This is a genomic window from Pseudomonas sp. KK18 (assembly GCF_037094675.1).
In the GTDB taxonomy this organism is placed as follows: domain Bacteria; phylum Pseudomonadota; class Gammaproteobacteria; order Pseudomonadales; family Pseudomonadaceae; genus Aquipseudomonas.
Map to the genome: position 1 here is coordinate 2,602,838 of NZ_CP146605.1, position 25,122 is coordinate 2,627,959.

The following is a 25,122-nucleotide window of genomic DNA, read 5'->3' on the forward strand; positions in this document are numbered from 1 at the left end:
ATTTCCAACGGCTCAATCAAGATACTGCCTGCGGACTTGCGCAAGCTTCTCTTGCAAGGCTGCAAAGCCAAAGAGCTCAAATCAATGGACTGGTGATTACAGTGTCCTCCAGAGACTATCTCTATCAGAAGTTACGGCCTGAGCTGTTGGCCGCCGCCGAAGAACCTCCCGCCAAGACTGCACCCGCATCGCGAAGCACATTGCCTCGCTTCACACTTGAGCGGGATGTAGTGCTTTCGCCGCAGATCAAGCAACAGCTCGATGAAGCCTTGGTGAAAATTCACCACCATCACACCATCTACGTCACCTGGGGCTTCGCTGAGGTCGACCCTTGTGGCAGCGGCACGATCCTGAACTTTCACGGCGCGCCGGGTACGGGGAAGACGCTGACGGCCGAGGCATTTTCCGGAAGTATCGGCAAACGGCTTATCAGCGCCAGCATTGCCGACCTTGAAAGCAAGTTCATGGGCGATACGTCAAAGAATATTGCGCAGTTGTTCGAGTTGGCGCGTGCCGAAGACGCAGTATTGTTCCTGGACGAAGCCGACACGTTGCTGGGTAAACGTTTGTCTTCCGTCACCCAAGGCATTGATAACGAGGTCAATGCCATGCGCTCCACGCTGCTTATCGAGTTGGAGAAGCACACTGGCATCGTGATTTTTGCGACCAACTTTGCGCGCAACTATGACAGCGCCTTTGTCAGCCGCATTTCTCAGCACATCCGTTTCGAGCTGCCTGGCGAAGGTGAGCGTCGAGCGCTATGGGCACGCATGCTGGTACCGGGTATTCCCCTGGCAGAGGAGCGGGAAGGGGTGCTTGACGTCCTCGCCGCCGCGTCCGAGGGACTATCGGGTCGTGAAATACGCACGTGTTTGAGACTGGCTTTGCCCAAGCCCCTGCTGCCCCAAGGCGCCGGTGTGCTGCAGCAGGCTCATCTTCAGGAAGCACTCGCTCAGCTGCTGGCTGCGCGTCAAGACATTCACGCTTCGCGGCCCGAGGTTGATCTCGGCACCGTCGCGGCGAACCGTAAAGCATTGGGCATTCATCAAAGGAGCGATAGTTAATGGGCTGGTTTGATTCTCTAGTAAGTACGGTGAAAAACGTTGCTTCGTCTGCGTTCCGTGCCGTCAAGCAAACCGTTAGCAAAGCCGTCAAATGGCTCGCCGACGAAGCAGAAATTTTTGTAGGAGAGGTCAAGCGACTTTACCAGGCAGCCAAGCCTTACATTTCCAGTATGCGCGTGGGACTTCGAACGCTCGCAACCCATGTGCCGTGGCCATGGGTTAAGGCCTTGAGTCTTGGCCTGGAGCGTGCCTTGGCCGCGCTGGAGCACCTGGATACCCACCCGTTGGCAGCCAAGGTGCAGCAGGCCATCGACTGGGTGATTGAGCGTGCCCGTGAATGGCAGAAAAAATTGCTGGATGAGCAGGAGATCGCCGAAGCGCAGGCGCGGGAGCGAGATCTGAACGCTGCCATGGCCAAAACCCAGGGTGCAGACCGCGAAGCACTCCAGGCGATTGCGTTGACCAACCGCTATCACTTGGTCAAGGCATTGACTAATCGCCTCGTCGAAAAAGAAGCGTTCGTAGATTTCGACCATTACCTGCGGGTTCGCGCCGTGCAGAAGCTGCTGCAAGTTTACGAAGAGCAAATGACCCAGCTGGAAGACGTCGTGTCCCTGAGCCAGGAGCCACTGTTCATTATCGACGTCGCTGCCCAACTGATCGAAGCACGGGCGGAATTGAGCGATGCTGACGTACAGCGCCTGGACGATATGACCGTCAAGCACTTCGGCAAGGCCGTGATTCCGTTTGTATTCGAGGAAATGATTCTGGTGTGGGGCCTGAGTTTGCAAAATGCTCAAGCAGCCTGGGAAGAGCTCAATAAACGCGTGGTCAAGGACCGAGTGCTTAAGCGACGCCTGGAGCTGGAGGCAGAGCTGGAACCACTGGAGTCGGAAGAGGCGCTGGTGCTGGACGACCTACGCAAGCTGTTACCACGTGACGAAGCCAAACTTGAAGTGCTGGGCAATGAGACACGTGCCAAGCGCAACTATGTGTTCGCTGCGGAAGGTTTTCTGCAACTGCTTGAGAAGAGCGAAGAGCAAATTGTGGCCGACGATCAGGAGTATCTGATCGATCACGGCGGCAAGGTTGGCGAGATTCTCGTTCGCTGCGCACAGAACGGCGAAAAATGGGAAAGCCTGGAGCCGGAAGAGAAATCGCTGATTGTCAGCTTCGCCAATATTTTCGAGGCCGACTGCAAGAAACGGACGGATGCGTTCAAAGTGATTGAGGTTGCGGCATGATTGGCGAAATCCTGCAGTTCTTGACCCCTTCGCTGAGCAACCCGCTGGAAGTGTTTTTTTTCAGCATCATCGTGTTGGGTCTACTGCTGTCGCTGATTACCTCTCAGGTTTTCGGCCAACCGGCGAACTGGGAAAAAAACTGGCGCGGCGGGGCTCGCATCAATGCGCTGGACATTGAGCACGGTTCAATCGGTGAATTGAGCCACGTTGTCGCCTCAGGTTGGGAGCGCTTCGCTTCCAACATGCCGGGATTGCTGCTGATCATCGGGCTTTTAGGCACGTTTCTGGGGCTGGGCCTGGCGTTGGACAAGGCCTCGACCATCCTTCAGGGGCATGACGACTCGATCAACGCCATGAGCGGTTCCCTGACTCAGCTCACTGGCATGATGAAAGATTTGGGCACCAAGTTCAAAACCTCCACGTGGGGCATCGTTGCCTTCATTGTGATCAAGCTGTGGGAAGCCGCGCCGTGGTCAGCGGAAAGCAAGCGCACGGACTGGTGCCTTGGGCACATGAAGGCAGAGATTGATCTGAGCCGAAAAGCCGCGCTTGCATTGCATGCCGAACGCGACCAAGTGCACTTGGCTGCCCTGGAGAGTGTCGGTAGCCGGCTGGTCGAGGCGTTCAATGCCCAAGGTCTGCTGGTGGCCACCGAGCTCAAGCAGATCAAGGCAGTCGAGTTCCAGAACGGTAAACAATCCGAAAGCCAGCTCACTGCGCTGGATGAAAGACTTGCCAGTCTGGCAGCCGACATTGATCTCGGTCGCAAAGCCACGTTTGCGCTGCATACCGAAAGTGAGCAGGCGAACCGGGCTGCGCTGGAAAATGTCGGCGCTCGGGCAATTGAGGCCTTCAACGCCCAGGGTCTGCAGCTGTCGACCGAGCTCAAGCAGCTCAAGGCGGTTGAGTTCCAGAATGGTAAACAGGCCGAGAGCCATTTCAATGCGCTGGATACCCGGCTTGCCGACCATTATCAACAGCTCGGCGAGATCGCCAGACTCAGTGAAAACCTTCCACAAATCGCCGAGATGAGTACGCAACTCAGCCGCTTGGTTAATGTCGAAGAGAGCCTCAAAGGCCTGCAGGCGGTCGAGACTCGACTGGGCGAAGTGGCAGACAGCACCAGGATGTCGAGTGAGTGCCTGCAAGGGTATGTAGAGGCCAAGACCGATAACCTGCAACGCCAGGAGGCGGCGGTACAGTTGATGGGCGAATCTGCCACGCTACTGGCAGACTCGGCAGGGCTGCTAAAAGGCAGCGTGCAGGTCATGCAGGAAAAACTCAGCGGTGCGATCGAGTCGCTCAATGAGGACTTCGCCGGACACCTGGGAGAAATGAAGGCGAGTATGGATGGCAACATCACCCGGCTGGGCACTGTCATGGAGACCATCGAGGGGAGTTTGACCGGCACCATTACCACGATGAGCCGGGACTTTACCCAGAACACCCAGGACATGGCGGCCAACCTCAAAGGTGCGACCGACAACATTTCCACTGCGGTTGATAAGTTGTCAGAGCATGTCGGCACAGTGGTCAAGGAAGTTCAGGTGACGACAGAAAGCGCCAAGGATATGCAGAAGAAAACCAGCTCTCAGTTCTCGCAGACAAGTACCACGCTTAACGAAGCGATCGCAACGATGAGCTCCAACATGGATGAGCTCGGCAAGAGTATTTCGGAAGGCCTGAAGGAGGCTTCCAAGGCAGGACACAAGATGGATGCGGTGGCGAGCAAACTGGTGACCTTCCCGCAACTCGCCGAACAGTTCACTGCGCTCAATGTGCAGTTCAAAACCATGACCGACCAGGGTGCTAAAACCCAGGAGGCGCTGGAAGCTTTGCCGGCTAGGCTGACCCCTCTGAGTGCAAGCGTCAAACTGCTTGAGCAATTGTGTGAATCAGCACGACAGTTGCCTCCAGTCGTCCAGGACGTGAAGGCGCTTGCGGACTCGCATCGCCAAGGCCAACAAGCCATTAGTGCTCTGCCTGAACAGATGGCGGCCAATATCGACAAGCAGTTTGCCAATCGACTCCAGGTGCTCAGCGACGCGGCACAGTCGACCGTGGCATTGCTTGGTCGACTCACGACGGACTATGACCCTGTGCCTGCGAGCGGTTTGCAGACCGATAAAGTTCAGCCGGCGTAACCGACCATGAAAGAAAAACCCAGCGAATGGATTTCCATCTCGGACCTCATGGCAGGTGTCATGGCGGTCGTGATGCTCATGCTTGTCGTTTCGGTGCTGCAGAACAAAGCGGCCGAAGCGGCAATGCGAGTCGAAAAGCAACAGATGGAAGCAGCGCGTCAGGCTGAAAAAAACCAAGGCGCGACAACTCAACAAAAACGCCTGAGTGTCTTGCTTGAAGCGATGCAGGCGGATCTGGAACGCGGCGGTGAAGGGGGGCTGATCGATGTCGATATCAAGAACCGGCGCCTGACGTTGCCTGATAATGCCTTCGGCCGCGGTAGCGCCTGTATTACCGATGAGGCCAAGCGGGCGCTGACTCAGTTGAGCGTTCGCGTCGCTACCTTCATCCACGATTACGGCCAGGGCCAGGTATTGGTCGAGGGGCATACCGACAATGTGCCGGTAAGCCGACCGGTCACTGATTATGCGCGGTACTGCACGGTCTATGACGATAACTACACGCTCTCCGCTGCTCGGGCACGGGAGGCACGCAAGTTGTTGGTTTTGGCCCTGGATGGGCAGCAATCACTGCGAGTGATTGTGGCGGGTTACGGTGATTCCAGACCAAAACCCGGCCTGAACCCGGCAAGCGCAGAAAACCGGCGGGTTGAAGTTCAGTTGGTGGTGTCTCAGGAAGATCGCTCGCTTGGAGAGCACTGACCTTTTCTTGATGGGCACGGCACGCATGTCGCGTCTACCGTGAACAGAATAGTTGCCGACTCCCGCTGTTCGGGGTGTCGGCAATCGATATTTGAATGCTCAACTGTCCAATTTGGCACCCCACGCACTTATTACCTTGCATTGATTATGGGGCTACTTCAGGCCATCCCCAGGGCTTAGTGCAAGAGGCCGATTGGGTATGCCTGTCTTGAGGGGCTGGTTTGATCGCGACATATCCTGTCGCTACACGCTTGAAAAATAAGCCCATCGCCCACGTGAGAAACTCAATGAACCAGATGGTAATGACAACAGGCACTTCGACCGCACTGCCCGGTATCCTGGAAGATTTTGCCCAATACCTGGCCAGCCTCTGGAAAGGTGGCTTCACCCACCGTTACGCCATCACCCATCACCGCGCCTGGAATCCCTGGAAGGCGCGCCACGAGAAGGCCAAGGAGTGGTGGTGTGAGTCCCTGGGGGAAGCGGCGGCGCATTACTCGTGGCCTGAGCGCGATGCTCCCAATAGCTTTGACTGCATTGCCGAGCGCTTGCGCTCTGAGTTGTTTGCTTTAGGTGATAAATCCGACGATGCATTGGCTGAAGCATGCCTTGCAGTCTTCAAATGGGGAGGGGTTGCCCGCACCGCCAAAGACCCATCCCGCCAGTGGTTGGCCACTCGCAACGGATTGCACGCCTCGATCCAGGATGCGGTCAAAAGGCTGCATCCCAACGCTGTCGACAGCCTGAAACGCTTTGACGGCAAGGACCTGCTGATGAACTCGGCGATGACCAAGGTCTACGCCGCCGCAGACCCCGAGCAAATCATTATCTACGACGGACGAGTAGGTGCCGCCCTTGGCCTGTTGGTCCGCCACTGGCTCACCAGCCGCAAGCAAGTGCAGGTCCCGGCTGAACTGGCGTTCCGCTGGGGCCCGCACGCCACCAGCACCAGCAGCCGAAACCCGTCGGTCGGGCCCTTGAAGTTTCAATCCCTGTACACCGCCAGTACCCAGCAGAGCAACAGCGTGGAGTACTGGGCCAAGCTGGTGCGCGATAGCAACCGCCTGCTGCGCCGGGTGGTGCAGATCCTTCAGGAGCAGGGCGTTGCTGTTCGGCTGCTGGATCTGGAGCGAGCCTTGTTCATGATTGGTTATCGAGTGGCCTGACTTACTGCGCCACTACGGGGTAACGGGCATAACCCACAGGGGCCGGGGTTATCCAGCATGAGTGCGATTATCTGCGGCACCAACTTGCCAAGCAGTTGCCGCAGTCGCGTAACTTCGCCGATGCATGTCGATGAGCTACTACCCATTTAAGATTTTGATCCATGGACAGTTAGCCTTTGGGGCTTTTTTGCAGCCACACCGATGCCCACCAAGGAACGCACAATGCCAATTCACCCCCGCAAAAATAATTACGGCGAACAGGTCCACCTCCACAACCCCAGCACCGCCACGGCGATGCGAACTTGGCACGATGATGAAGCCACTGCCACCTGCCTGCCGGATGGTGAACTGCCGCCCACCCTCCATGGCATCGCGTTGCAACCCTGGCTCGACACGCCACACAGCTGCGAAGGCTGGAACCAGGACACAGGCATCAATCTGGACTTACCCGAAGCCTGCATGGTTGAACTGGATAAAAAAATAGCAGCCGGCGCCGTCATCATCGAGCCGGACGGCCGCGTCTGGGTCACGCACCCCAGCAACCAGTTTGGCGGCTATCAAGTGACCTTCCCCAAAGGCCGACAAGAGCCTGGTCTGTCGCTCCAGGCCACCGCTATCAAGGAATGCTGGGAAGAGACCGGGCTGCGCATCCGTATCCACAGTCTGCTCGGCGACTTCAAACGCACCGCCACACTGACGCGCCTCTACCTGGCCGAGCGTGTCAGCGGCACACCGGCCAGCATGGGCTGGGAAAGCCAGGCCGTCAGCCTCGCGCCGCTCTTAGCTCTGGGCAGCCTGCTCAATGGCGCCGCCGACAAGCCCGTACTCGCCGCCTTGCAAAAAAACCTGCACTCCCTCAAACATTTCGGAGAGCCCTTTGGTGGCTACAGGCCCATCGCCCAGCAGCGCGGCCAAGACTGAAACAGTGTCACCATCTGTGCGGTTTTCTTGACCAAGCCCCGGAAGCGCACCTTGGTATATCCAAACTGGCGCTTGACCACCCGGCAAGAATGCTCAACTTTGGCGCGAGCCCAGGCCTTGGCCTTCTCGGTCCTGCGCATCACTTTTTACAACGCGCTGCGTTTTCCGTGTTTCCTGTAGGTGCTGCGTCGGGCTGCAACCTGCTAGATGACTCGGCGTTGCAGGCAGTACGACTCGTTCCCTGTTTCGAGGACGTGGCAGTGATGCGTGAGCCGATCCAGCGTATGCGTCCGGGCATCACACCTTTGCTGATGGTTGAGCTTTTGGGCAAGAGATCGCGCCGGGCGATTATCCAGGGGCCCTACCCATTACCGAAGGGCTTCTCCCTGCCCCATACCCTCTACGGACTCTGCATCTAGCCGTGCAGAGCTTGCGCGTCGATAGTTGCATTCGCTTCAACCGACATCGCTTTGTATGAGTGGCAGTTGGCCGGTGGCCTACATTACTCGGCTGTGAGAGGATTTCGTCACAAGCTTGTGCAGCCTAGCCTAGCCTAGCCAAGCCAAGCCAAGCTCAAACCGAACAGTAGTTACCAGGGAGATGTGATGGAATCGGTTGTCATGCGCAATAGGCCGTTAGCGGACGTGTTTGCACGGGCGGCATCGTCAGAGCTGGACATTCTTGCAGACATCATCACAGACAAAGGTGATGGACGTCTCGCGTTGAGTACCAAATCCAAAGACGCAATCCTCAAAAACAAAAAGCTGGGCAAGCTCCAATCTATAGGCGGTCTGCTAGCTCAGGAGATTTGCTGTTATGGTGGCCACACGCTCGTTAACATGTTTCGGAGCAATGGCGCTGAATACCGAGAAGTGGCAAAAGATGTGGGGATACACCTCGGCGCAAAAATTCGCAAAAATGACGATGTTTACGCTGTTGAAGAAAAAGTAGTCGAGCACATCATTCAGACATTTGCAAAAAGCCCAGGCAAAAATTTCACAAACGAAGATAGATCGAACTTGCTGGCATTCATCGTACGAGGACTTGTTTACTCGGATCAAAGCGCATTGGAACGTTTTCTGAAGGAGCATTTCCTCGGTGGCGGTTTCGCGCCAATCTTTAAGATTGTATTTCTGCCTACCTATTTGGCTAATGAAATTACAGGCCTCACCAGCCAGCTTCGTATAACTGTCCCAGCAGTGATCCAGATTGCAAGTATGCGCCGACGTCAGGTCGATGCTGAATATCATTACTATCGCAGGAGCCTGGAGGCATGCCTATGAGCACGGATGTATGGCGTGTTTTGACCGACTCGCCGGAAATACTTGAGGGCATCCGCAGCGGTGTATACAAGATATGGGGCGGGGTTATTCGTCACGCTACTGGTAGTCCTGAAGGTGGCCGAATTGTAGGTCATCTGAAATTTCCAGGTGATCAGCAAGCGGCTCAACAAAGTATCGAAAACCTTCAAGGAATGCTCAGTCAAGGCTTCGAGTCTGCACAGACGGCGATGGGCGGCCTACAGCAAAGCATGAATATGCTGCAAGGATTGCAGGTAGCCAACCTTGCGCTGTCGGGTCTGAACCTCGCGGTCTCCGTAGCAGGCTTTGCGATCGTGTGCAGCAAACTCAACAAGCTGAGCGCACAGGTTCAAGCTCAGTCCATCAATATCAACCAGATTCTGGAAATCGTTAGCGAGGCGCGAGATCGTGCCCTACTTTCGGATGAAGCCCAGTTTCGGTCGCACGTTTTGTCTGCAAAGCAGTTCAGTGAAGAAGGAGACACGCACCAACTGAAATCGCTTCTGCCAGCTATCACGAAGGAGTATGAGTTCAGCCGACTGATCCTTCAGAAGCATGCGGGCATAGCCGTCAGCAGCATCGAGCACCTTCCTACTATCGCCCTTTTTCAGGAGCGTCTTGTCCATATCGGACTGCTGCGTTCTCATGTTCAGATGAAGGTCGGTGCGCCCAAATACGCCGAGGAATCCTTACAAGACTTGCTAACCGAATTGCCCTCCCTCAACGCGACTCGTGTTGAATGCCTGTTGAAAGACAAGCACATGGCGACACGGATGCCCGCTGACCATTTTCCCAAGATCCTGGATTTCTTCTGTCAGGGCAAAGCTGTCCTTCCGGCGCTGTCCTACGAGTCCAACCTATTAGCGCTGGAGCGCAGTCAACCTGGAACGCTCGCCCAGTTTGCAGCCAACGACTCAAGCCAAATTCTGATTTTGCCCGTTAGAGCTACTGCCTGACCTAACCAGAACCGAGAGAACTACGATTACAAAGTCGATGCTCGCAATCAGCGAGTTGCTTGAGAATTGCCGCATAGGCAGTTCAGAAAAGTACCAGTTCCAATAACTGGCCCAGGTTCACTGCCACAATGGCAGTCCAGACCAAAAAAAATGGAAAATAGCATTTAGGCAGACAGGAGGCACTTCAGCCTCCTGTCTGCCTTATGTTGTTTTATCCGATTCTGGGGAGGCGCTTGAGCACCCAGAGAAAGAGCAGGCAGGCAATGCCTACAGCGATCAAGGTCGGTGGAAATCGCAGCATCAGGATCACCGTCAGCACGACTGCGCAAACGCTTGCCAGTACGATGGTGAAAGTAAGATGTGAATCGCCCCGGGTTTCGTAGACACCTCCATGCCTTAAAATGAGGCCCATTAGGAGGTGCCATGAGCAACCAGCGTTATCCCGAAGAGTTCAAAATCCAGGCGGTCAACCAAGTGACCGAAAAGCAGCTTCCTGTCTCGGAGGTGGCTGCCCGATTGGGTGTGTCCGTGCACAGCCTCTACGCCTGGATTAAGCGCTACACCAAGCCCCAAGAGCAGCGCGTTCAGGAGGACGATCAGAGTGCCGAGCTTCGCCGTCTACGTGCTGAGCTAAAGCGGGTGACGGAGGAGCGAGACATCTTAAAAAAGGCCGCCGCGTACTTTGCCAAGGAGTGCGGCTGAAGTACGCCTTTATTAAGCAGCTTGCGGGTGACTACTCCATTCGACGTCTTTGTCTGACGCTGAAGGTTCATCCCAGCGGCTACTACGCATGGCTATCCGAACCAAAATCTGCGCGAACCAAGGATGATCAACGACTGCTCGGTTTGATCAAGCATTCCTGGCTGGAAAGCGGTGGTGTTTATGGTTATCGCAAGATCCATGATGACCTGCGCGAGGTCGGCGAGAGCTGTGGCCGCCATCGGGTGGCTAGGTTAATGCGCCTTGAGGGTTTGCGTTCTCAAACTGGGTATCGGCGACGCCCAGGAAAATCTGGCGGCAAACCAGCGGTTGCCTCACCAAATTTATTGAAGCGCCAGTTCGATGTCAGAGAGCCCAACAAAGTCTGGGTCACCGACATCACCTACATCCGAACATATGAAGGCTGGCTGTATTTGGCCGTGGTGCTCGATCTGTTTTCACGCCAAGTCGTTGGCTGGTCAATGAAGTCACAAATGACGAGCGACTTGGCCATCGATGCACTGCTAATGGCGGTGTGGAGGCGTAAGCCGAAGCAGGAAGTAATGATTCACTCTGATCAGGGCAGCCAGTACAGCAGCTCTGATTGGCGCAGCTTTTTAAAGGCCAACAACCTGGTCGCCAGCATGAGCCGTCGAGGTAACTGCCACGACAACGCCGTAGCTGAGAGTTTTTTCCAGCTGCTGAAACGGGAACGAATCAAGAGAAAAATCTACACCACGCGGCAAGATGCTCGTGGGGATGTATTCGATTACATCGAGATGTTTTACAACCCAAAACGACGTCATGGTTTCAACAATCAACTGTCACCGGTAGAGTTTGAAAAGCGTTACACAGCGAGCTTGGAGAGTGTCTAGAAAACCCGGGGCGATTCAGCATCCTGAGCAAGCCCAACCTGAAAAGGCTGGGCTTTTTCATGCCTTAAAAGAAACCCAAGACTCACTCCCCAAAAAACACCAACGCCCGCACCTCGATACTCCTCCTTAGCGGTGCATCCACCGGCGTAGTCGGGTCATCAAACGCCGTATGCGCGCTGCGCCTCGCAACATCGCTACGCGAGTCATGGATCTTCAACAGCAGCACCTCATCCGGCCGCAACAGCGGGTAGTAATACCAGCGATGTGCGGGATTGGCCTTGACCGAAAAAGTCTCGCCAACCTTGTCCCGATACACCAGGTCGCTGGGCAGCAAGTCGCTCTCGGCCATGCTTTGCGCATCGCACAGGGCGAGTGGGGTACTCAGGACCGGCGCACCAATCGGCCGCCAGACGTTAATAATCGCAAACCGTTCCAGCAGCCGCTGTTCAGCCTCATCCGCAGGCAAATGATCACGTACCCTGCGAATCGCCGAGCGCTCGGTCTGGTCGTTATGCACGTACCGCACCGGCTCACGCAGCCCGCGGTCCTCGCGTCCGTGCTCGTCTACCCGGATGGTGTGGTCGAAGATCACCACTTTCACCGCACCGGTCTGTTGCTTGAGCAAGGCTTCGGTTTCCGGATAGTAGTGTTCACGGACCTGATCATCGTTTTCCAGGTCAGGCACCGAGCTGGTGTGGTCGATTCTTTCGAAACCGTTGCGATCCAGATAAGCCGGTTCGTCGAGCAACCGGGCGTTGTGAATACTCACTTGGGTGGGGTCCAGCACGCCGTTGCGCTTGGGTGTGCCGTCTGGCTGCGGGAAGGTGTAGTTCACCGGTCGCTCGCCGGTGTCCAGCAGGTAGTTGAGTTCGCCGATGACCGATGGCGGGGCGAGATGAGTCTGATGAGTTCCCATGAACAATCCTCCAGCCGTGAGGCGGTTTTCAGAAGGGTTCCTTGAAGGGCCGCAGGTCCAGTTCCTGGGTCCAGGCGCTGCGCGGTTGGGTGTGCAGGTACCAATAGGCGTCGGCGATGTCTTCGAGTTTCAGTGCACCGTCTTCCCCCAGTCGCGCCAGGTAATCGGGGGCCCGGCTTTGCACGCGCTCACCGTCGATGGCGCCATCGATGACCACATGGGCGACGTGCACGTTTTGTGGCCCGAACTCGCGGGCAAATGACTGGCTCAGTGAGCGCAAGCCCGCCTTCGCGGCAGCAAAGGCGGCGAACGGTGGCTTGCCTCGCAATGAAGCGGTAGCCCCGGTGAACAACAGGCTGCCGCCACCACTGGCGAGCAGCAAGCGGGTGGCCTCGCGGGCAAACAGGAAACCACCCAGGGTCGATGCCCGCCAGGTCTGCTCGAACAGCTGCGCGCTCAACTCCAGGGTCGGCGCTGCGACGGAGTTGCCGACATTGAAGATCGCGGCCTTGAGGGGGCCCAACTGGCTGATCTGCTGGCTGGCGGCGATCACCTCGGACTCGTTTCCCGAGTCCGCCACGATAGCCACCGCTTCCCCGCCGAGCGCACGGATGCCCTCGACCACGGCCTGCAACTTGTCCGGGCTCCTGCCGCTGACAGCCACCTGCAAACCCTCCCGCGCGAAGCGTCGCGCCAGCGCCGCTCCCAGGCCGGCCACGGCACCCACACCAGCAACCCACACCACAGGCTCGGATCGAGACTCAGACATTAGCCACTTCCTCAATGAGATACGTGGCTAACAATTTACCCATCGCCGGGCGTGAGGAATAAGAACATCGACAGCTAAGGTTATGCGCTGACTCAATAGCGCATTTCCACCGCCACATAAGCCCCAATCCCATCCCCTGGATACAACGACGCCGTATCCTGCCCCTTCGCGTCATACAACGGCTGCACCGCCGTCACGTATTTCTGATTGGTCAGGTTCTTCAAATCCAGCGACACCTTCCAGTCCTTGCTCGGCGTTTCATACCCCACGTTCGCCCCGAAGATTGTGTAGGAGGGCGCATAGAAGCTGTTCGCATAGTCCACCGCCGTACGCGAAGCCGATTGCACATTCACCCCGGTATAGAAGCCCGCCGGGTGCTGATACTGCACTTCGCCCTGATAGATATGCTTCGGAATCCCCGGCAGTTGGTTGTCGCCGAAGGTCGGGTCGTGGCGGTAGTAGAAGTCGTTATAGGTATACACCTGGCGCAGGGTGATTTTTTCACCCGAGGTGTTTTCCCACAGGCGTGTATTCAAGCCGGCCTCGATCCCTTGGTGGATCGTCGGCGTGGCGTTGAATGCACCGGTGACCGCAGCAGCCGTGGAGGTGGCCGGGATGATCTGCACGTTGAGCAATTCATTTTTCACCCACGAGCGGTAGAGCGCCAGGCTGCCGTCGAAGATGCCCGATGAACCCTTGATCCCGACTTCCACGGTATTGGCTTTCTGTTCCACCAGCGGCCGTACGTACGGCGTGGTCGGCCCGGAGCCGGAGTATTCCCAGGACGCCGGTGGATCGACGGAGCGGCTGACGTTGGCAAACACTTGCAGTTGTGGGTTGAACTCGTAACGCACGCCCACTCGCGGTGCCAGGCTCCAGTTGTCGTAGGTCACATCGCTCGGGTAAGTGGTGGTGTTGGCCACCAGGGCTTCCTTGACGTCGGCATGGCGGCGCACGTTGATCGCCGAGACGCCGCTGGTCAGCCACAAGCCGTCCACCAGTTCCAGGTCGTTGCCCAGGGAGAACACGTGATCAAACGAGGAGCTGTAGTCGACGAACTTGCGCGTCTGTTTGTTGGCGAAGGTGGAGTCGACCTGGCCCTTGAGGTGCTCGGTGGAGGTGAAGGCCAGGCTGGAGCGGCTTTCGTGGCCGAACAGGGTGTCGCGGCGGTCGTAGTTGATCACCGCGCTCAGGTCATGCCAGTCCCAGTAGCTGGGGTTGCTCGGGCTGTTCGGGCTGTTGTTGTGGGCGTACTGGTAGTAGACGAAACCCACCGACAGGGTGGCGTCGTCCTCAAAGGTGTAGGTGGTCTTGCTGCCCAGCCATACGCTGCCGGGGCGACGGCTGCCGGCGCCGCTGCTTTCGGCGGTGGCACTGGCACGGTCGGAATGGTGCTTGACCGCATCCAGGGTGGTGGCGCTCGGGTCGTTGTGGAACTCGTCGCGGTAACGCAGCATCACCCGGGTTTCGAGTTGCGGGCTGAAGCGGTAGCCAAAGTTGGCCACTACGCCCTGGCTTTTCGACAGGCTGTAGTCGCGGTAGCCGTCGCTGCGGTAGTTGTCGGCATTCAGGTAGTAATCGAACGCACCCTCGACGCCGCCGACGCTCAGGCTTTGCTTGTTGTAGCCGTAGCTCCCGGTTTCCGCCCGCACCCGCAGGCCGGGTGCGGTGTAGCCGGTCTGGTTGACGAAGTTGATGGCGCCGCCAAGACTCAGTGCGCCGTACTGGAAGGCGTTGGCCCCCCGCAGGATTTCGGTGTAGTTCACCCCCGAGCCGTTGAGGAATTCGTAGGGTGTGCCGCCCGGGCCGGTGATCGGCAGGCCGTCGAACAGGAACTTGATGCCCTCACGGAAATACCCCGGCGAGGTGTTGGCGCCCGAGCCACGAATGGAGATCTTGGCCGCGTCGTTGCCGCCGGTGGACTGCACGAACACGCCCGGCTGATAGGCGAGGGTGTCCTGCAAGGTGGCGGTGCGTCCCTTGGCCACTTGTTCGCTGTCGACCACGCTGGTGCCGCCTGGCACTTCGGACAGCTGACTTTTGGCTGCCTCAACGGGCGTGATTTTTTGTGCCTCTACTGTCACCGTCTTTAGCCGTGTTCCGGTCGTCGGTGTGACCTCATCATCTGCCTGCACACTGGCGGAAAAAACCAGGGCTGAGCCCAGCCCCACCATCGCCAGCCAAGTTGCTTGCCGCACGGCAAGTGTCAACTTTTGCAACTCTCCCCGAAAGATTGGATCCATTAAGCGTGTTCCTTGTGAATAGATAAAAGAGCCCCAGCTTTCTATTCGAATAGTCATGCCTGTTTCGCTCTGAGCAGTTTCTATGCCAAGACTATTGGCCAAGGAATACGGGCGCTTAGTTAAGGTTAAGTGTTCTGCGGGATACTTTGTTTTGAATCGGTGTTTGATTCTCAACAGTCAACTTTAATGGCTGGGATTGCTGCAGCTGTCGCGAACGCAACAGTTGATAAGCAGTGTGTAAGGCTACCAACAATTCCGGGGTGTATAACGGGTATAACCATATAAGTGTTTGGCAGTGTTCGCCTCGTTTTACAAGGGTTTTGCGCTGGTTTCGTGGTCAATATGGCGTTTCTTGAAGACTGGCATGCTCACTGCATTACACCCCGTAATTGCAAACTTTCAGTGTTCATCGAGTTCCTCTAAGGAAGTGTCATTGACAACCATCCTGAAACTTTCGGCGGTTATTTCACTGTGCCTGGCAGTCAATGCCTGCTCACCGGCTGCGGCACCGAAACATGAAACGTCTGCGGCTGATGGCACGGTCACCAACGGTGTAGTGACTTATTCGGCGACGGACTTTCATGAGTCGTCACCGGGGCGCAGTGGCGGAACTTTGCGCGTCTCAGCCGCCTCCGACGCCGGCAGTTTCGATGTTCATGCACTGTCTAACGGCAACATCCAGTGGATGGGCCGGATTCTCTTCGATTGCCTGGTGTACCAGGACGAGCAGGGCAATATCAGCCCGTGGCTGGCCCGCTCCTGGGACATCTCCGACGACGGCAAGACCTACACCTTTCACCTGCGCGACGACGTGACCTTCAGCGACGGCGAGAAATTCAATGCTCAGGCGCTGCAAACCAACCTGGAACACATGCGCGACCCGGCGACCAAGTCCCCACTGGCCGCGGCCTATATCGCGCCGTACCTGGATGGCAAGGTCATCGACGACTACACCTTCGAAGCCCATTTGCGCGAACCCTATACGCCGTTCCTGGATGTGCTGGCGCAGTCCTGGCTGAGCATGATCTCCCCCAGGCAGATTCGCGAGGCGCCGAAGACCATCGCCGAGCACCCCATCGGCAGCGGGCCGTTTACGTTGCAGAGCTACACCCGTGACCAGGGCGCGGTGTTCATCAAGCGCCCCGGCTATAACTGGGCGCCACCGGTGACGCGCCACGCGGGCGAGGCCTACCTGGACCGTATCGAACTGAGCTACGTCCCCGAAGCCATGATCCGCTTCACGGCGCTAGAGTCCGGCCAGTCGGATTTCGCGCTTGATGCACCGGCCCAGAATGCCGCCGCCATCCGTGCCAACCCGAGCCTGGTGATGCGCAGCCGGATCCGCAAAGGCAACCCGAGCCGCAGCATGACCTTCAACGTCGAACAGCCACCGTTCGACGATGTACGGGTGCGTCGCGCAGTGGCCAAGGCCATTGACCGCGAAGGGTTGGCGTGGATTTCCGGTTTCGGCGAATACATCGCCAAGGCGGATTTCCTGGCGGCCAACACCCGGTTTTATCAACCCAACAACGACGCCCTGGCCTACGACGTGAAAGCCGCCAATGCGCTGCTGGACGAGGCCGGCTGGACCGGGCGCGATGCCCAGGGCTATCGAACCAAGGACGGGCAGCGCCTGAATGCAACGATGCTGTCCTATGACAACCCGGCGTTTCCCGCCAGCGTTTCGGTGGCCATCCAGGCCGACCTGAAAAAAATCGGCTTCGAGATGCCCATCGAAATGCTGCCGCTGACCCGCGTGACCGAGAAACGCTACGCCGGGAAATTCCAGGCGCTGGCGGGCGGTTACTGGCACACCAACACACCCGATGGCCTGTTCGTGCTCTATCACAGCCAGGCCATCAGCACCGATAAGATCATCGGCCAGAACGTCGGGCGCTTCCGTGATTCCGAACTGGATCGCGTGCTCAGCACCGCCCGCCAATCCCGCGACCCGGTGCAATTGCAGGCGCTCTATGGCGAGGCGCAAAAGCGCCTGACCGAAACCGTCCCGGCGGTGCCTTCGGTGGAAAGCCAGGTGCTCACCGCGTATGGCCGGCAGGTCCAGGGGGTGATTTTCGATACCTCCCACAACGTACCGTTCTTCACCAGCATCTGGCTGGACCGGGGGCAACCATGAGCCTGTTCAAATCCATCGCCTGGCGCCTGCTGGCGGGCATTGGCGTGCTGTGGGGCGCGGCGACGCTGACGTTCCTCGCGGTCAATTTCAGCGGCGGTGACACGGCGCTGGCAATCCTCGGCGGGCCGGATTCGATGCCCACCCCGGAGCTGCTGGCCCGGGTGCGTGCCGAGTACGGCCTGGACCAACCCCTCATCGTGCAATACGGCAATTACCTGGTGCGCCTGGCCCATGGCGACCTGGGCGAGTCCTATCGCTTGCGCATCCCGGTGCAGCAGGCGATTGCCGAGCAGATCGGTGCAACCATTCAACTGTCCCTGAGCGCGGCGTTGCTGGCGGTGGTATTGGCCCTGGTGTGCGCGATCCTCACCGCCAACCGTTCGCGTTGGGTGCGTTCAGCCGTTTCAGGCAGCGAGCTGGTGCTGTCTTCAGCACCTTCGTTTGTGATCGGGATGCTGTTGTTGCTGGTGTTTTCGTTTCATTGGCACTGGTTGCCGCCCTCCGGCTCCGTTGGCTGGCGCTCATTGATCCTGCCCTCGATCGCGCTGGCGTTGCCGGTGGCGGCAGTGCTGACCCAGCTGTTGCGCCAGTCCCTGGAAGACACCCTCGAACAACCCTTTATTGCCATGGCCCGTGCCCGTGGCTTGTCCGAAACCGCTGTGCGCCTGCGTCATGCCTTGCGCCATGCGCTGGTGCCGTTGGTGACCCTGGCCGGGTTCGTGTTCGCCAGCCTGCTGGGCGGCGCGGTGGTGGTGGAGTTGCTGTTTGCACGCCAGGGCATCGGGCGCTTGATGCTCGATGCCACCAGCAACAAAGACGTGCCGGTGGTGCTGGGCGTGACCTTGCTGGCCGCCACCGTCTATGTGCTGGTGAACCTGGCCGTCGATTTGATCAACCGCTGGATTGACCCTCGGGCCAACCAAGCGTGAGTGCCTTTGAAGAAGGAAAAACCATGAGTGCTTCGATCCCCGCTGAAGTGAGGTATGCCGACTTGCACCAGCGTTTCGCTGACGTATTTGCCCGGATAGCCGACACCGCCGTCGCCCGCGAGCAGCAACGCGAGCTGGCCCATGACGCGGTGGCTTGGCTGCGCGAGGCCGGCTTTGGCGCACTGCGTGTGCCGCAGGCCTTGGGCGGCCTGGGTGCAAGCCTGCCGCAGCTGTTTCGCCTGTTGATTGAACTGGGAGAGGCCGATTCAAACCTGCCGCAGATCGTGCGCGCGCATTTTGGTTTTGTCGAAGGCCGGCTTTCCAGCCGCGACAGCGCTTCCCAGGATTACTGGTTCGCCAAAGTCGTCGACGGCGAGTTGTGGGGCGCCGCGATGGCCGAGCGCACCGACACCACCCGCAACTCGGTGACCCTCAGCGCGGTCGACTCCGGCTGGCAGCTGGACGGCGAGAAGTACTACTGCACCGGCACGCTGTACGCCAACTGGATCGCCGCCGTGGCCCTGGATGGCGAAGATTTTGTCAGCCTCGCGGTACGCACCGACGCGCCGGGTGTCACCGTCGAGGATGACTGGGACGGCTTTGGCCAGCGACTCACCGGCAGCGGCACCACCCGCTTCAAGGCGGTGAACGTACCGGAGCAGCACATTGTGCGGCGCTTCAAGAAAGACGAACTGCGCGCCGAGTCCTACCTGAGCGCTTTCTACCAGCTGTTCCACCTGGCGACCCTGGCCGGCATCGCCAACGCCGTGCTGCGTGACGCCACCGAATTCGTCAAGGGCCGCACCCGCGCGTTTGGTGTGCCGGGGCAATCGAGCCCCAAGGATGACCCGCTGGTGCAGCGGGTGATTGGCCGCTTGTCGAGCCTGGCCTATGCCGCACGCACCCAGGTGCTGGCCGTCGCGGAGGTGCTGCAGGACGTGCACGAAGCGGAGCAGGGCGGGCACGCAACCGAACAGCATTACACCGAGGCCGAGATTCGCGCTTTTCAGGCGCAACAGATCGTGCTGGAACAGGTGCTGGAAGCCACCACGCTGCTGTTCGAAGTCGGCGGCGCCTCCGCCACCAGCGAGTCGCGTCGCTTCGACCGGCATTGGCGCAACGCACGAACCCTGGCCTCCCACAACCCGGCGATCTTTCGCGAACGGGCACTGGGCAACTACTACCTCAATGACGTCACCCCGAACGCCGCCTGGCGCAGCCTGCAAGCCGCCGACGCCGAGCAGCAGGCCGCCCGCGACGAAGCGAGTGCGGTATGAGCCATCAACCCTTGAAGAAAAAAGGATCACCCATGCGTTACCGCCAACTGGGCAATAGCGACATCCAAGTCAGCGTGCTGGGCCTCGGCACCATGACCTGGGGCCACCAGAACACCGAAAACGATGCCCATCAACAGATCGACCTGGCACTGGCCGAAGGTATCAATTTCATCGACACCGCCGAGATGTACCCCACGCCCACCAAGGCCGAAACCTGGCGCACCACCGAGCGCTACATCGGCAGCTGGCTGGCGGCCAGTGGTCGACGTGACGAGGTGATCCTGGCGAGCAAAATCGCCGGCCCGGCCCGTGACCCCAGCAGCCAGCAGCACATCCGCGACGGCCTCAGCCGCCACGACCGGCGCAACATCGTCGAAGCCCTCGACGGCAGCCTCAAACGCCTGAACACCGACTACCTCGACCTTTACCAACTGCACTGGCCCGACCGCACCACCAACATCTTCGGCCAGCGCGAATACCCGTATCAGGCAGACACCCAGAGCGTGGCCATCGAGGAAACCCTGGCGGTGCTGGCCGATCAGGTCAAGGCCGGCAAGGTACGCCACATCGGGGTTTCCAATGAAACCCCGTGGGGCGTCGCCGAGTTTCTCAAGCAAAGCGAACGCCTCGGCCTGCCGCGCATTGCCAGTGTGCAAAACCCCTACAGCCTGCTTAACCGCCTGTACGAAGGCGGCCTCTCGGAGTTCACCCATCGCGAAGGCGTCGGCCTGCTGGCGTACTCGCCGCTGGCCTTCGGTGCGCTCACCGGCAAGTACCTCGGCGGCGCACGGCCCGAGGGCTCACGGCTGTCGGCGGTGTACCGCACTTTCAATCGCTACGACAGTGCCTCGGCCCAGGAGGCCATCACCGGCTACGTGGAGATAGCCCGGCAACATGGCCTCACCCCGGCCCAACTGGCCCTGGCCTTCATCATCGACAAACCCTTCGTCACCAGCGCACTGACCGGGCAAACCAGCCTGGCGCAATTGCGCGACAACCTCGGCGCGCTGGACGTGACTCTTGGCGATGAGATCAAGGCGCAGATCCAGGCCATCCACCAGCGCATCCCCAACCCCGCGCCTTAGCACCAGGAGCCTGGCATGACGCAAACCATTGAAACGTTGATCGGCAATCGCCCGTTGCGTCTTGTCGGGTTTACCCAACTGCGGCCGGGTCTGTTGCTCGCCGGGGTATTTGTCGGGCTGTTGCTGTTGGCCGCTGTTGTTCCGCACTGGCTGGCCCCGTATGACCCGCTGGAGGCGTCGGCGCGCATGGCGTTCCAGGCGCCGAGCAATGTGCATTGGCTGGGCACTGATGAGAACGGGCGCGATGTGCTCAGCCGATTGATTTATGGCGTGCGTTCGTCGCTGTTCATGGGCCTCGCCGCCACCGCGCTGGGCCTGGCCTGGGGCACCTTGCTCGGCTTGATCGCAGGCCTTGGGCCGCGCTGGCTGGACAGCGCATTGATGCGCGGGATCGACGTGCTGCTGTCCTTTCCCGACCTGTTGCTGGCGCTGGTGATCATCACGTTTTTCGGCCAGGGCACGGCCAATCTGATTCTCGCGATAGGCATTGCCGGTGTGCCGCGTTATGCGCGCCTGGTGCGGGCGCAAACCCTCAGCGTACGTAATGCCGGCTACGTCGAATCCGCCGTCACCCTCGGCCAATCGCAGCTGGCGGTGGTGCTGCGGCACATCCTGCCGAATGCGTTCAAGCCCGTGTTGATCCTCGCCACCATCGGCATCGGCGGCGCGATCACTGCCGGTGCCGCCTTGAGTTTCCTCGGCTTCGGCGCACCGCCGCCTGCGCCGGAGTGGGGCGGGATGATGTCCATCGGGCGCAGCTTCCTGGCCAATGCGCCGTGGCTGGTGGCCTGGCCCGCCCTGATCATCACCCTGACCGTTGTTTCCATCAGTGCCATCGGCCGCGAACTCTTGCGCCGCAGCGAAGGAAAGCCTCTATGACGATGAACATCCATACCCTCGGCCCGCTGGTCGATATCCGCGACCTGACAGTACGTTTCGGCCAGGCCGAGCCAGTGTTGCACGGTGTCAGTCTGCAGTTGAGCCGGGGTGAATGCCTCGCGCTGGTGGGGGAGTCGGGGTCCGGCAAAAGCGTCACCGCCCGCACCCTGGCTGGCCTCACCGGCAAGGACGCCCATGTCCAGGCTGCCAAGCTGGCCTTCCAGGGCGTCGACCTGCGCCAGCTCAACGAGCGGGCCTGGCAGCAACTGCGCGGCGCGAGCATCGGCTTTGTGATGCAGGACGCGTTGGGCGCGCTGGACCCGCTGCGCCGCGTCGGTGCCGAGATCGAAGAACCGTTGCACCTGCACACCGCATTGGGCCTGGAAGCGCGCCGCCTGCGGGTGCTGGAACTGCTGCGGGATGTCGGTGTGCCGGAACCGGAACTGCGCGCCAGCCAATACCCCTGGCAACTTTCCGGTGGCTTGCGCCAGCGGGCGCTGATCGCCTCGGCGATTGCCTGCAATCCGCGGCTGATCATTGCCGATGAACCCACCACGGCACTGGATGCCACGGTGCAGGCCCAGGTCATCGCCCTGCTGGAGAGCCTGCGCGGTGAAGACAATGCACTGCTGATGGTCAGCCACGACCTGTCGGTGGTCTCGCGCCTGGCCGATCGCGTGGCCGTGATGCGCCACGGGGTGATCGTGGAGGAGGGCAGCACCGAACAGGTCCTGCAAGACCCGCGTCATCCGTATACCCAACTGCTGCTGCGGGCCGCCAAGGCCGTGCACTTCCAGCCCACACGCCGACTGCTCACGGCGGTGGAGCCCGAGCCGGCGCCCCAGGGCGAAATACTGCTTGAAGCACGCGAGCTGTCCAAAACCTTTGTCGGCCCCGACGGCAAAACCCGCACGGTGCTGAACCAGGTGTCGCTACAGCTGCGTCGCGGCGAGACGCTGGGGGTGGTGGGCGAATCGGGTTGCGGCAAGACCACCTTGACCCGGCTGATACTCGGCCTGGAAACCGCCGATGCCGGCGAGGTGTGGATCAATGGCCAGCGCTGGTCCGACCTCGACGCCAGGCAAAAACGCGAAGCCCGGCGTGCGGTGCAAGTGGTGTTCCAGGACCCGCTCAGCTCCTTCGACCCACGCTACACCGTGCAGCGTGTGCTGTTCGAAGCGCTGGTGGTGGCTGGCGTACCGCGTCATGCCCGGCGCGACCGTGCCCTGGAACTGCTGGAACTGGTACGCCTTGATGCCAGCGCCTTGTCGCGCCGGCCGATCGAACTTTCCGGTGGCCAGCGCCAGCGCATCGCGATTGCCCGAGCGTTGGCGTCCGAGCCGCAGATCCTGATCTGCGATGAACCGGTGTCGGCGCTCGACGTGTCGGTACAGGCACAGATTCTCGAACTGCTCGACGACCTCAAGCGCCGCCTCGGCCTGGCCTGCCTGTTCATTTCCCATGACCTCGGCGTGATCAATCACGTCAGCGAGCGTGTGCTGGTGATGAAGGCCGGTGAAGTGGTGGAGTCCGGCTCGGTACGCGCGGTGTTCGACCGTCCGGCCCATGCCTATACCCGCGCGCTGATCGATGCGATCCCGACCCTTGAAACCGACTACACGCCGATCCCGTTCTACCTGAATGTCGCGATCTGACGTATTGGAAAACGTATCTACGAAAGGAGTGCTCCTGGTGCCCAAGCAACTGCACGTGAATTTGTTTGAAATGAACTGCGTCAGCCACATCGTCCATGGTTTGTGGGTGCACCCGGACAACAACCGGCACCGTTTCAACGACCTGGACTATTGGACCGAGCTGGCGCAGCTGCTGGAATACGGCACCTTTGATGGCGTGTTCCTGGCCGATGTGATTGGCACCTATGACCGCTTTCGCGACGGCCCCGAGACCTCGCTGCGTGAGGGCATGCAGATTCCCAGCAACGACCCGCTGCTGGTGATTCCGGCGATGGCCGGGGTGACCAAGAACCTGGGTTTCGGCGCGACCTTTTCCACCACCTACGAACCGCCGTTCGCGTTTGCGCGGCGCATGAGTACCCTCGATCACCTGACCAAGGGGCGGGTGGGCTGGAACATCGTCACCTCGTATTTGCCGAATGCGGCGCGCAACTTCGGGCATGACACTGAGGTGGTTCACGATCACCGCTACGAGATCGCCGATGAATACCTCGACGTGCTGTACAAGCTTTGGGAAGGTTCCTGGGACGATGACGCGGTGATTGTCGACCGTGAGCGTCGGATCTACACCGATCCGGACAAGGTGCGCTATATCAACCACGTGGGGGAGCACTTCAAGGTTGCCGGCCCACACTTGTGCCAGCCTTCGCGGCAGCGTACGCCGGTGTTGTTTCAGGCTACGGGGTCACCGGCCGGGATCGAGTTTGCCGGGCGGCATGCCGAAGTGGTGTTTACCGGTGGTAATGATGCGCCGGCGGTGCGGGCGAATATCCAGGCGATGCGGCAGAAGGCAGTTGAGCATGATCGCGATCCGGCGGGGTTGAAGTTTATTGTGATGGCGGGGGTGATCGTTGGGCGGACGGATGAGGAGGTGAGTGCCAAGCTCGACAGTTATCGCAAGTTGGTGAGTGTCGAGGCGTCGCTGGCTCACGGGCAGTCGGCGATTGATTTGACGGCGTATCCGCGGGATACGTTGATCAGTGATCTGGTGAGTCGGCAGGTCAAGGGGTGGGAGAGTTTGAGCCGGTACAAGGCGGACTCCACTGTTGGGGCGGTATTGGCGCAGCTGGGTGGGTTTAATCGCGAGCGGTTTTTTGTCGCGGGTACGCCGACGGTGGTGGCGGACGCGATTGAGAAATGGCTGGATGAGGATGGGATCGACGGGATTAACCTGAGGCAGTACTTGTCGTTTGAGACGGCGCGGGACTTTATTGAATTGGTGGTGCCGGAGTTGCGTCGTCGGGGGCGGTTTCGTGAGCGGTACAACGAGGGGGAGACGTTGCGGGAGCGGTTGTTTGGGGCTGGGCGGGCGCGGTTGCCGGGGGACCACTTTGGGGCGCGTTATCGGGATCCGGCGGCGTTGCTGAAGCCGGCGTTGCCATTGCGGTTTTCATCGTGAGTTGGTGTACATATCCGTTGCTGCGGTAACGGCGGCTTGGGGTTCCGCTCTTACAGCGGGTCACTTTTGGCAAACGCCCGGAATGCCGGCCCAGCCAAAAGTAACCAAAAGGTCTTTGCCCCACCACTCGGTGCCTCGCCTAGGCTCGGCATGCCCGCACTCCGGCCCGATTCCGCGGGCCGCCGCGACGGGCCATCCATGGCCCGGCGCGGCTAAATCGGCATCCTTGCCGATTTACCCGCTCCACCGTGCCTACTTGCGGCCATCGTGGTTGACGGGGCCCGCAGATCAAGATCAAAAGCAGATCAAAAGCGAGAGCACAGCGGCCTCCCGGCCGGCTTGAGTGTTAAAAGCAAAAGCAAAAACCAGAGCGAAAACAGATCTGCTTTTCTGTGGGAGCGGGCTTGCTCGCGAAAACCTGAGAGCGCCGCGTTCATTCAGGATGCCGGCGTCATCGTTAACGACCTTCGCGAGCAAGCCCGCTCCCACATTTTTGACCGTGCCCGCTTTAGATTTTGATTTGGCTTTTGCTCTTCAACACTCAAGCCGGCCGGTAGGCCGCTGTGCTCTTGATCTGCTTTTGATCTTGATCTTAGGCGCCCCGTTAAACCACGCTGGCCGAACGCAGGCTTTGGAGCGTGGGTAACCCGGCAGGACGCCGGGTTAGCCGCGCTGGGCCAAGGATGGCCCATCGCGGCGGCCCACGGTCCAAAGCCGGAGTG

At 59.4% G+C, this 25,122-nt stretch carries 20 protein-coding genes and 1 pseudogene; 16 read left to right on the plus strand and 5 right to left on the minus strand.

The window, feature by feature from the left end; all coding sequences use genetic code 11:
• Positions 1 to 101: 101 nt before the first annotated feature.
• From V6607_RS11915 to V6607_RS11940, 6 genes are all read left to right on the plus strand, one after another.
• Complete coding sequence (locus tag V6607_RS11915) at positions 102 to 1,064, plus strand: ATP-binding protein (protein ID WP_256591061.1); 963 nt, start codon at positions 102 to 104, stop codon at positions 1,062 to 1,064.
• On the plus strand, positions 1,064 to 2,308 hold the full coding sequence (locus V6607_RS11920) for a hypothetical protein (protein ID WP_108526289.1): 1,245 nt from the start codon (positions 1,064 to 1,066) through the stop codon (positions 2,306 to 2,308). Before V6607_RS11915 ends, V6607_RS11920 begins: the two co-directional genes overlap by 1 nt.
• Positions 2,305 to 4,452: a hypothetical protein gene (locus tag V6607_RS11925; RefSeq protein WP_134326142.1), complete on the plus strand. Its 2,148-nt coding sequence runs from the start codon at positions 2,305 to 2,307 to the stop codon at positions 4,450 to 4,452. The genes V6607_RS11920 and V6607_RS11925 overlap by 4 nt, the downstream gene beginning before the upstream one ends.
• Positions 4,453 to 4,458: 6 nt before the next feature.
• Positions 4,459 to 5,154, plus strand: coding sequence for an OmpA family protein (locus V6607_RS11930; protein WP_134326143.1), 696 nt, complete (start codon positions 4,459 to 4,461; stop codon positions 5,152 to 5,154).
• Between the two features lie 302 nt (positions 5,155 to 5,456).
• Complete coding sequence (locus V6607_RS11935; protein WP_338743938.1) at positions 5,457 to 6,320, plus strand: hypothetical protein; 864 nt, start codon at positions 5,457 to 5,459, stop codon at positions 6,318 to 6,320.
• A 222-nt stretch (positions 6,321 to 6,542) separates the two neighbouring features.
• Positions 6,543 to 7,241: an NUDIX hydrolase gene (locus V6607_RS11940; RefSeq protein ID WP_134326145.1), complete on the plus strand. Its 699-nt coding sequence runs from the start codon at positions 6,543 to 6,545 to the stop codon at positions 7,239 to 7,241.
• On the opposite strand, the pseudogene V6607_RS11945 reads toward V6607_RS11940, so the two are convergent.
• A pseudogene (locus V6607_RS11945) lies at positions 7,241 to 7,540 on the minus strand (transposase); the annotation flags it as partial. The gene V6607_RS11940 and the pseudogene V6607_RS11945 sit on opposite strands and share 1 nt — an antisense overlap.
• Positions 7,541 to 7,846: 306 nt before the next feature.
• Between V6607_RS11945 and V6607_RS11950 the strand changes: the two are divergent.
• Complete coding sequence (locus V6607_RS11950; RefSeq protein WP_134326146.1) at positions 7,847 to 8,524, plus strand: hypothetical protein; 678 nt, start codon at positions 7,847 to 7,849, stop codon at positions 8,522 to 8,524.
• Positions 8,521 to 9,498: a hypothetical protein gene (locus tag V6607_RS11955; RefSeq protein WP_134326147.1), complete on the plus strand. Its 978-nt coding sequence runs from the start codon at positions 8,521 to 8,523 to the stop codon at positions 9,496 to 9,498. The genes V6607_RS11950 and V6607_RS11955 overlap by 4 nt, the downstream gene beginning before the upstream one ends.
• A 211-nt stretch (positions 9,499 to 9,709) precedes the next feature.
• Here the strand turns inward: V6607_RS11955 and V6607_RS11960 are convergent, their stop codons facing one another.
• Positions 9,710 to 9,910 carry a hypothetical protein gene (locus V6607_RS11960; RefSeq protein WP_134326148.1) on the minus strand — a complete coding sequence of 67 codons (201 nt, stop codon included), beginning with the start codon at positions 9,908 to 9,910 and terminating at the stop codon, positions 9,710 to 9,712.
• 11 nt (positions 9,911 to 9,921) lie between these two features.
• Here V6607_RS11960 and V6607_RS11965 point away from each other — a divergent pair.
• A protein-coding gene (locus V6607_RS11965) for an IS3 family transposase (protein WP_134326149.1) occupies positions 9,922 to 11,072 on the plus strand; the annotation gives its coding sequence in 2 pieces (ribosomal slippage) (positions 9,922 to 10,156 and positions 10,156 to 11,072; 1,152 coding nt in all).
• Between the two features lie 82 nt (positions 11,073 to 11,154).
• On the opposite strand, the gene V6607_RS11970 is transcribed toward V6607_RS11965, so the two are convergent.
• The 3 genes from V6607_RS11970 to V6607_RS11980 form a co-directional block, all read right to left on the minus strand.
• Positions 11,155 to 11,988 (minus strand): CmcJ/NvfI family oxidoreductase, encoded by an 834-nt coding sequence (locus tag V6607_RS11970; protein ID WP_134326150.1) that lies wholly within the window; start codon positions 11,986 to 11,988, stop codon positions 11,155 to 11,157.
• 28 nt (positions 11,989 to 12,016) lie between these two features.
• Positions 12,017 to 12,757 (minus strand): SDR family NAD(P)-dependent oxidoreductase, encoded by a 741-nt coding sequence (locus V6607_RS11975; RefSeq protein ID WP_134326151.1) that lies wholly within the window; start codon positions 12,755 to 12,757, stop codon positions 12,017 to 12,019.
• Positions 12,758 to 12,849: 92 nt separating this feature from the next.
• A complete protein-coding gene (locus tag V6607_RS11980; protein WP_134326152.1) occupies positions 12,850 to 15,000 on the minus strand; it encodes a TonB-dependent receptor in 2,151 nt (716 codons plus the stop codon).
• A gap of 433 nt (positions 15,001 to 15,433) precedes the next feature.
• Between V6607_RS11980 and V6607_RS11985 the strand changes: the two genes are divergently transcribed.
• The 7 genes from V6607_RS11985 to V6607_RS12015 are packed head-to-tail and all read left to right on the plus strand — an operon-like array spanning position 15,434 to position 24,400.
• A complete protein-coding gene (locus V6607_RS11985; protein WP_134326153.1) occupies positions 15,434 to 17,137 on the plus strand; it encodes an ABC transporter substrate-binding protein in 1,704 nt (567 codons plus the stop codon).
• A complete protein-coding gene (locus tag V6607_RS11990) occupies positions 17,134 to 18,066 on the plus strand; it encodes an ABC transporter permease (protein WP_008431773.1) in 933 nt (310 codons plus the stop codon). Before V6607_RS11985 ends, V6607_RS11990 begins: the two co-directional genes overlap by 4 nt.
• A gap of 23 nt (positions 18,067 to 18,089) precedes the next feature.
• Positions 18,090 to 19,343, plus strand: a complete 1,254-nt coding sequence (locus tag V6607_RS11995; protein WP_134326155.1) for an acyl-CoA dehydrogenase family protein — start codon at positions 18,090 to 18,092, stop codon at positions 19,341 to 19,343.
• Between the two features lie 32 nt (positions 19,344 to 19,375).
• Positions 19,376 to 20,428 (plus strand): NADP(H)-dependent aldo-keto reductase, encoded by a 1,053-nt coding sequence (locus V6607_RS12000; RefSeq protein WP_087694258.1) that lies wholly within the window; start codon positions 19,376 to 19,378, stop codon positions 20,426 to 20,428.
• Positions 20,429 to 20,443: 15 nt separating this feature from the next.
• The gene (locus V6607_RS12005; RefSeq protein WP_102606419.1) at positions 20,444 to 21,307 is read left to right on the plus strand and encodes an ABC transporter permease; all 864 of its coding nucleotides are present in this window, start codon (positions 20,444 to 20,446) and stop codon (positions 21,305 to 21,307) included.
• Positions 21,304 to 22,962 (plus strand): ABC transporter ATP-binding protein, encoded by a 1,659-nt coding sequence (locus tag V6607_RS12010; RefSeq protein WP_003219919.1) that lies wholly within the window; start codon positions 21,304 to 21,306, stop codon positions 22,960 to 22,962. Before V6607_RS12005 ends, V6607_RS12010 begins: the two co-directional genes overlap by 4 nt.
• A 37-nt stretch (positions 22,963 to 22,999) precedes the next feature.
• Positions 23,000 to 24,400 carry an LLM class flavin-dependent oxidoreductase gene (locus V6607_RS12015; RefSeq protein ID WP_087694260.1) on the plus strand — a complete coding sequence of 467 codons (1,401 nt, stop codon included), beginning with the start codon at positions 23,000 to 23,002 and terminating at the stop codon, positions 24,398 to 24,400.
• Positions 24,401 to 25,122: the final 722 nt, after the last annotated feature.